The organism is Spirillospora sp. NPDC047279 (genome assembly GCF_040643285.1).
GTDB lineage: Bacteria > Actinomycetota > Actinomycetes > Streptosporangiales > Streptosporangiaceae > Spirillospora.
In genome coordinates, this window is the sequence record NZ_JBEYUA010000023.1 from 149,267 (window position 1) to 156,784 (window position 7,518).

Genomic DNA, 7,518 nt, shown 5'->3' on the forward strand with positions numbered 1-7,518 from the left:
AGGAGCAGGAAGTAGAGGATCTTCGTGACCAAGGCACCGACGCGACTGTGGGGCGGCCGGTTCGAAGGCGGCCCGTCGGACGCGCTCGCGCGGCTCTCGGTGAGCGTCCAGTTCGACTGGCGGCTCGCCCCGTACGACCTCATGGGCTCGCGCGCGCACGCCCGCGTGCTCAACCGGGCGGGGCTGCTCACCGACGACGAGCTGGAGCGCATGATCGGTGCTCTGGACGACCTCGAGGCGGCGTGCCGGTCGGGCGAGTTCCGGCCGACCGTCGCCGACGAGGACGTGCACACCGCGCTGGAGCGCGGCCTGCTGGAGCGCCTCGGCGCGCTCGGCGGCAAGCTGCGCGCCGGCCGCAGCCGCAACGACCAGGTCGCCACCGACCTGCGCCTCTACCTGCGCGACGCGGCCCGCCAGATCGTGTCGCGGCTGGTCGAGCTGGAGACCGCGCTCATCGCGCAGGCCGACCACAACCTCGGCGTCGCGGCGCCCGGCATGACCCACCTCCAGCACGCCCAGCCGGTGTTGTTCTCGCACCAGCTGCTGGCCCACGTCCAGCCGCTCACCCGCGACATCGACCGGCTGCGCGACTGGGACAAGCGCGCCGCCGTCTCGCCGCTCGGCTCGGGCGCGCTGGCGGGCTCGTCGCTGCCGCTCGACCCGCAGGCCACCGCCGCCGAGCTGGGCTTCGACGCCGCCGCGGCCAACTCGATGGACGCGGTCAGCGACCGCGACTTCGTCGCCGAGTTCCTGTTCGCGGCGGCCCTGGCCGGCGTGCACCTGTCGCGGCTCGGCGAGGAGATCTGCCTCTGGGCCTCGCAGGAGTTCCGGTGGATCGAGATGGACGACACCTACGCCACCGGGTCGTCGATCATGCCGCAGAAGAAGAACCCCGACGTCGCCGAGCTCGCGCGCGGCAAGGCCGGCCGGCTCATCGGCCACCTCGTCGGCCTGCTCACCACCCTCAAGGGCCTGCCGCTCACCTACAACCGCGACCTCCAGGAGGACAAGGAGGGCGCCTTCGACGCCGTCGAGACGCTGCTCCTCGTCCTGCCGGCGATGTCCGGCCTGATCGCCACCATGCGGATCAACACCGAGCGGCTCGAGGCGCTGGCCCCGCAGGGCTTCGCGCTCGCCACCGACCTCGCCGAGCTGCTGGTCCGGCGCGGCGTGGCGTTCCGCGACGCGCACGAGGTCGTCGGCCACCTGGTGGTGTGGTGCCAGGTCAACGACAAGGACATGGACGAGCTGACCGACGACGAACTGGCCAAGGTGTCCCCGCACCTGACGCCGGACGTGCGCGAGGTGCTCAACGTCCCCGGCGCGCTGGCGTCCCGCAAGGCCTACGGCGGCACCGCCCCCGACCGGGTGCGCGAGCAGGCCGGGGAGCTGCGGGCGCTGGTCAACGAGCACGCCGCCTGGGCCGCCGGTTCCGACGCCACCTGAGCCGGTGCCGATCCTGCCGAGAGAGTTCTTCGACCGCCCGGTCGAGGAGGTCGCGCCCGCGCTGCTCGGGCAGATCCTCGCCCACCGCACCGCCGAGGGCGAGGTCCTGCTGAGGCTCACCGAGGTCGAGGCGTACGCGGGGCCGCTCGACGCGGCCTCGCACGCCTACCGCGGCCGGACGGCGCGCAACGCCGTGATGTTCGGGCCGCCGGGCCACTCGTACGTCTACTTCACCTACGGCATGCACTTCTGCATGAACCTCGTCTGCGGGGAGGACGGCGACGCCTCCGCGGTGCTGCTCCGCGCGGGCGAGGTCATCGCGGGCGGTGAGCTCGCGGCGACCCGGCGTCCGCGCTCCAGCGTGCGCGACCTGGCCCGCGGGCCCGCCCGGCTGTGCCAGGCGATGGGGATAGGGCGGGAGCAGTACGGGCTCGACGTCTGCTCGCCCGCCGGCCCGCTCCGCGCCCTGGCGGGCGAGCCGGCGGACCCGGCGTCGATCATGGCGGGTCCGCGGACGGGCGTGACCGGCGCCAAGGAGACGCCCTGGCGTTTCTGGATCGACGGCGACCCGAGCGTCTCGCCGTACCGGGCGCACGTTCCCAAACGCCGCAAGGCGACCGCCGATGGCCGCGGCTGACCCCGGGCCGCCGCACGCGGGCGGCGCCTCGGGAGCCGGCGTGAGCGGGGGAGTGGGCGGCACCGCGGGCCGCCGCGGGCCCGCCGGATGCCTGGTCGCAGTGCTCCTCGCCGGGCTCCTCGCCGGCGTGCTGGCCACCGGGCTGGTCGCCGTGGCGGACGCCTCGCTGCGCGACACCAAGGTGATCGGCAAGGTCGGCCAGCCCGCGTCCGTGCGTTACCCGGACGGCCGCACCCACCACGCCGGGATCGTCGAGGTCCGCACCTGGCTCTTCCACCGGCACCGCCCTTACGAGCTGGTGCTCGGGTCCGATCCGAGCCTGTCGTACGGGCACTCGGTCACGTTCGAGGCCACCGGGGAGGGCCCGCCCAAGATCGTCGCGGTCGAGTGGCGGGCCGAGGGCGCGCGCGTCCGCCTGGATTCCGGCCACGAAGTGTTCGTGCCCGCGCAAAAGTTCCTGGGCGGCCGCTGATAACCGTTACCGTGATCCGCGCCCGATCGGGCACCCTGATTCGAGAACCACAGCACGTTGGAGACGAGGGAGAACGTGACCGACATCATCGATGATCTCGCGTGGCGCGATCTGATCGCGCAGTCCACTGATCTGGGCGAACTGCGAGCCTTGCTCGCCGCGGGGCCGGTCACGCTCTATTGCGGGTTCGACCCGACGGCGCCCTCGCTGCACCTGGGCAACCTCATCCAGATCCTCACCCTGCGCCGCTTCCAGAACGCCGGCCACCGCCCGATCGGCCTGGTCGGCGGCGCCACCGGCCTCATCGGCGACCCCAGCGGCAAGAGCGCCGAGCGGGTGCTCAACTCCGAGGAGACCGTGGCCGGCTGGGTCGAGCGCATCCGCGGCCAGGTCGAACGTTTCCTGGACTTCGGCGACGGCCCGACCGGCGCCCTCATGGTCAGCAACCTCGACTGGACCGGGCCCATGTCCGCCATCGAGTTCCTGCGCGACGTGGGCAAGCACTTCCCGGTCAACAAGATGCTCGCCCGCGAGACCGTCAAGTCGCGGCTCGACACCACCGGCATGAGCTACACCGAGTTCAGCTACGTGCTGCTCCAGTCGATGGACTTCCTTGAGCTCTACCGGCGCTACGGCTGCACGCTCCAGACCGGCGGCAGCGACCAGTGGGGCAACCTCACCGGCGGCGTCGACCTGATCCGCCGCGCCGAGGGCGGCAGCGCCCACGCGCTCACCACGCCGCTGCTGACCAAGGCCGACGGCACCAAGTTCGGCAAGACCGCGGGCGGCGAGACCTACTGGCTCGACCCCGAGCTGACCTCGCCGTACGCGTTCTACCAGTTCTGGTTCAACGCCGACGACCGGGACGTGGAGAAGTACCTCAAGGTCTTCAGCTTCAGGTCCCACGAGGAGATCTCGGCCCTGCTCAAGGAGGGCGCCGAACGGCCCGCCGCCCGCGCGCCGCAGCGTGCCCTCGCCGAGGAGCTCACGACCCTCGTCCACGGCGCCGACGAGACGGCGCGCGTCATCGCCGCCTCGCGGGCCCTCTTCGGCCAGGGCGACCTCCAGGAGCTCGACGAGCGAACCCTGGGCGCCGCGCTCGCCGAGGTCCCGCGCGCCGAGGTGGCGGGCGAGCTGCCCACCGTGGCCGACCTGCTGGCGGCCACCGGCCTCTGCAAGAGCAAGTCCGAGGCCCGCCGCGCGATCGCCCAGGGCGGCGCCTACCTCAACAACGCCAAGGTCGAGGCCGAGGACGCGGCGCCCACCGGCGCCGACCTGCTCCACGGCCGCTACCTGGTCGTGCGCCGCGGCAAGCGCAACGTCGGCGGCGTCGAGGTCGCCCGCTCCTAGGTGTATTCGGCCAATAGGTTGGTCACAGTCGGCTGCCCTGCTCCGCGACGCCCAGGCACGCATCTCGCGGAGTTGTCGTCGGTCACCGGCCAACACCGGGCTGCCTCTCTCCTCCGCCCCACGAGGCACGCACCTGGACGCCGCTCGCCACGGACGCCGACCTCGAGACACGCCCTGGCACGACCCCTGGCACGACCCCTGGTACGGGCCGGTCCGGAGCGATCCCGGACCGGCCCGTCCCGTTCTCATCCCGCCGGACGCCGGCGCGGCCTAGCATCCGTTCATGAATGTGGAAGTGGTGCTTTCCGGACGGAACACCAGCGCGCGGTTCGACGGCTCCCGGCTCCGCGTCACGCGGGGACGCACGACCTGGACCGTGCCGGTCCAGGCCGTCCGCGGCGCCGGACTCCTCCAGGACCGGTCCGTCCGCGTCGAGCTGGACGCCGAGGTCGACGAGCGCGGCCTGGGCCGGACCGTCACCCTTCCCTACCGCAACGCCGCGGCGGCGCTGGCGTTCGTCGAACGGCTCCAGGGCGCGCTCGGCCCGGCGACCGGATCCCCCCAGGTCACCGTGGAGACCTCCGTCCGCCGGCTCAGTCTGCGGCAGCGAAGGACGCTCCAGATCGGCGGCGCCGTCCTCGCCTACCTGCTGGCACTCGTCGCGCTGGGCGTCCTGCGCTCGGACCTCGCGACTCTCCTGATCACCAGCTGGTTCGCCCCCGCCGGCGTCGGCGTCCTGTACCTCTGCCGGACGTTCATGATCCGCGACGTCCGGGCGCTGCGGCGGCGGGGCGTCACGGTCGCGGGCAGGTCCGAGGGCACGGTCCGGGCCTTCGGCGGCAACCTCTTCTACCACCACCTCCTCACCTTCCGCACCGCCGACGGCCGGAACCTCCAGAGGGTGCGGTCGCGGGGAACGGTCAGCTCGTTCGAGAAGGGCGGGAGACCCCTCGACGTGACCTACGACCCGGGCGACCCGCGCGTCGCGACCGGCCCCCTGACGCTCAGCCACGCCCTCTGGACGGTCGTCGTCGCGGTCTTCGGCCTGGTGCTCCTCCTGTCGTGGATCGTGGTTCTCGTCGTGGCCGCTCTCGGGGCATGATGCAGGCATCCCTTCCGGAAGGAGAGTTGTGATCGAGGTCGAAGTCACCGGCGGAACGGCGATCGTCCGGCTGGCCCACGGCAAGGTCAACGCCCTCGACCTGGAGTTGTGCCAGGCGATCGAGGCGACGGCCCGCGACCTGGACGCCGACCAGGCCAGGGCGGTGGTCCTCACCGGCTCCGGCCGCGCGTTCTCCGCCGGAGTCGACCTCGACCGCGTCACCGCGGGCGGCCCCGGCTACGTGGCCGACTACCTGCCCGCCCTGATCGGGGCGTTCCAGGCCCTCTTCGACCTCGGCAAGCCCGTCGTCGCCGCGGTCAACGGCCACGCGATCGCCGGTGGCTGCGTCCTGGCCGCGGCCTGCGACCACCGCGTCATGTCCGCCGGAACGATCGGCGTCCCCGAACTCCTCGTCGGCGTGCCGTTCCCCGCCGTCGCCATCCAGATCATGGAGTACGCCCTGGGCCCGGTCGGCGCCCGCCGCGCGATCCTCGACGGCCGCAACCACGAGCCCGCCGAAGCGCTGGCGCTCGGCTTCGTCGACGAGGTCACCGAACCCGAGCATCTCCTCGACCGCGCCACCGTGGCGGCCGAACGCCTGGCGGCCATCCCCGCCGACACGTTCCGCCACACCAAACGCCAACTCCACGGCGACGCCGCCGTTCGCCGCGACGCCGAGCCCGCCACGCTGGCCCTCTGGCAGACCGGCGCCGCCGACGGGCGCATCCGCGCCTTCATGGAGCGCACGGTCACCTCCCGCAGATGACCGTCTTCACCTGCACCGCCTGCGACGCCGTCCTGACCGCCGACCTCGCGCGCGTCGCCCTCCCCGTCCACGCACATCAGCACGGCCCGCACGAGTTCCTCCCTCCGCTGATAAAGCCCGGGACGTACGCCATCGACCCCGAGCCGTACGGCAAACCGTGGCGGAGATGGAACGAACGAGGTCGGCGCCGAGGAGGCGGCCGCCCGCGGCATCTACGCGCCCGTCTACTCTCTGTCCTACGGAACGGCGGACGCGATCGTCATCGCGCCCGGCGACGTGCGCGGGGTCACGCTGATCCCCGGACGCCTGGAGGGCTACTGCATGGGGCTGGACGGGCGCGACGGCCGCAACCTGGCCTGCGAACGTTGCGGGCGCGCCGTGGCGACCCGCGTCGACGACTGCGCGCTCTGGCAGGCGGTCCGCCTGGAACCGTCAGCCGTACGCGACGTTTCTACGACCGCCGCGCCCCGCGAGCTGACCTGGGACGACGTGCTGGCCGAACCGCCAGATGCTCCGCAGATCGACCAGCGAGGGTACTGGAACGAGGAATGGTCCGCGGCCGCCGGAGCGGCACTGGCCCACCTCCTGGTCGCCTCCTCGGGCAGCCCGGTGACCGTCCCGGACGGGCCCGTCGCCGCCGTGTTCCGCCGCTCGATCGACGCCCTGCTCCCACCGGGACCGGACGCCAGGATCCTGGACCTGGCCGGGCCGCACCTCCCTGCGCCCGACGCCGACATCGTCCTCGTCCCGACCCATCCGCAGAGCGGCCAGGCCTGGCGGCCAGAGGACGACGCGGCGGCCGTGCCTCTGCCGTCAGGCAGCTGGGCGGAGCTGGCCTTCCACCACGACCGTTCTCCCCTTCCCGTCGTGGGCGGGCTGCCCGAAGGCGTCCACCGCGACGATCCGCCGCCGCTGCTCCCTGACCGGCGTTTCCAGCCCGACCGGCGGCTGTTCCTGCACGTGCTGGCGCGAACGCCCGAGGTTCGTGAACCCTGGCTGGTGGAGATCTACCCGCGGGTCGACGCGTTCAAGGGCTACCCCGGCGTCTTCTGACCTCTTCGGCGGTCCCGAGTCGTCGACGCGGGAGTGATGGCGCGGAAAAACTTGGGTAGATCTGGATCACAATGAGGTCGCGGCGAGCGGGCCCGGACGCCCGCAGGCGCCGACGAATGTGGCTCTGAGCAGGCCAAACGATCTGTTCGACAGGGTCTCGCGTCGATTTGACGAAGGTGTCGACCCGACTTAATGTCTTACCTGCCCCACGGGGGAGCAGGACGCCGACAGGCGGCCGGCCCCAGGGGGAGCCTCCTCGGACTTCAAGGTCGTGGCTTTGTCGCGCCCTTGAATCGGTCGAGAAGGGCCCAAACGGATCGAAAGTTTGACAAACCGGTCCTGCTGGGTAAGCTTGAAGGGTTGCCCCGGAGCCGGTTCCGCGAAAGCGGGGGTTCGGCGCGGTGGGTGTCCGTTTCTTGAGAACTCAACAGCGTGTTAAAAGCCAGTGCCTTTATAGATCAGGCTGTGCCTGGTCTCCCCGTGGCCGCTGTCTTCGGATGGTGGTTGGGGATTTCTTTGAGGCAAGCGATCCTTGGATCGCATTGCTGGGATTTTCTTCAAGGTTTGGCTCGCTCGGATTTGTCTGGGTGGGTCGTTTGGCCTTAATGGAGAGTTTGATCCTGGCTCAGGACGAACGCTGGCGGCGTGCTTAACACATGCAAGTCGAGCGGAAAGGCCCCTTCGGGGGTACT

The 7,518-nt window shown here is 71.7% G+C and carries 7 protein-coding genes and 1 rRNA gene; all 8 read left to right on the forward strand.

Annotation, left to right across the window (positions count from 1 at the left end; genetic code table 11):
* Positions 1-24: 24 nt before the first annotated feature.
* On the forward strand, positions 25-1,446 hold the full coding sequence (gene argH, locus ABZ810_RS41490) for an argininosuccinate lyase (protein WP_358412541.1): 1,422 nt from the start codon (positions 25-27) through the stop codon (positions 1,444-1,446).
* Between the two features lie 4 nt (positions 1,447-1,450).
* On the forward strand, positions 1,451-2,083 hold the full coding sequence (locus ABZ810_RS41495) for a DNA-3-methyladenine glycosylase (protein WP_358412543.1): 633 nt from the start codon (positions 1,451-1,453) through the stop codon (positions 2,081-2,083).
* Positions 2,070-2,555 (forward strand): hypothetical protein, encoded by a 486-nt coding sequence (locus tag ABZ810_RS41500; protein WP_358412545.1) that lies wholly within the window; start codon positions 2,070-2,072, stop codon positions 2,553-2,555. Before ABZ810_RS41495 ends, ABZ810_RS41500 begins: the two co-directional genes overlap by 14 nt.
* A 75-nt stretch (positions 2,556-2,630) precedes the next feature.
* Positions 2,631-3,905: a tyrosine--tRNA ligase gene (gene tyrS / locus ABZ810_RS41505; protein WP_358412547.1), complete on the forward strand. Its 1,275-nt coding sequence runs from the start codon at positions 2,631-2,633 to the stop codon at positions 3,903-3,905.
* Between the two features lie 283 nt (positions 3,906-4,188).
* Complete coding sequence (locus ABZ810_RS41510; protein WP_358412549.1) at positions 4,189-5,007, forward strand: DUF3592 domain-containing protein; 819 nt, start codon at positions 4,189-4,191, stop codon at positions 5,005-5,007.
* A 28-nt stretch (positions 5,008-5,035) separates the two neighbouring features.
* Positions 5,036-5,773, forward strand: coding sequence for an enoyl-CoA hydratase/isomerase family protein (locus tag ABZ810_RS41515; RefSeq protein ID WP_358412551.1), 738 nt, complete (start codon positions 5,036-5,038; stop codon positions 5,771-5,773).
* Positions 5,774-6,049: 276 nt separating this feature from the next.
* Positions 6,050-6,826: a hypothetical protein gene (locus ABZ810_RS41520; RefSeq protein ID WP_358412553.1), complete on the forward strand. Its 777-nt coding sequence runs from the start codon at positions 6,050-6,052 to the stop codon at positions 6,824-6,826.
* A gap of 602 nt (positions 6,827-7,428) precedes the next feature.
* A 16S ribosomal RNA gene (locus ABZ810_RS41525) occupies positions 7,429-7,518 on the forward strand; the annotation flags it as partial.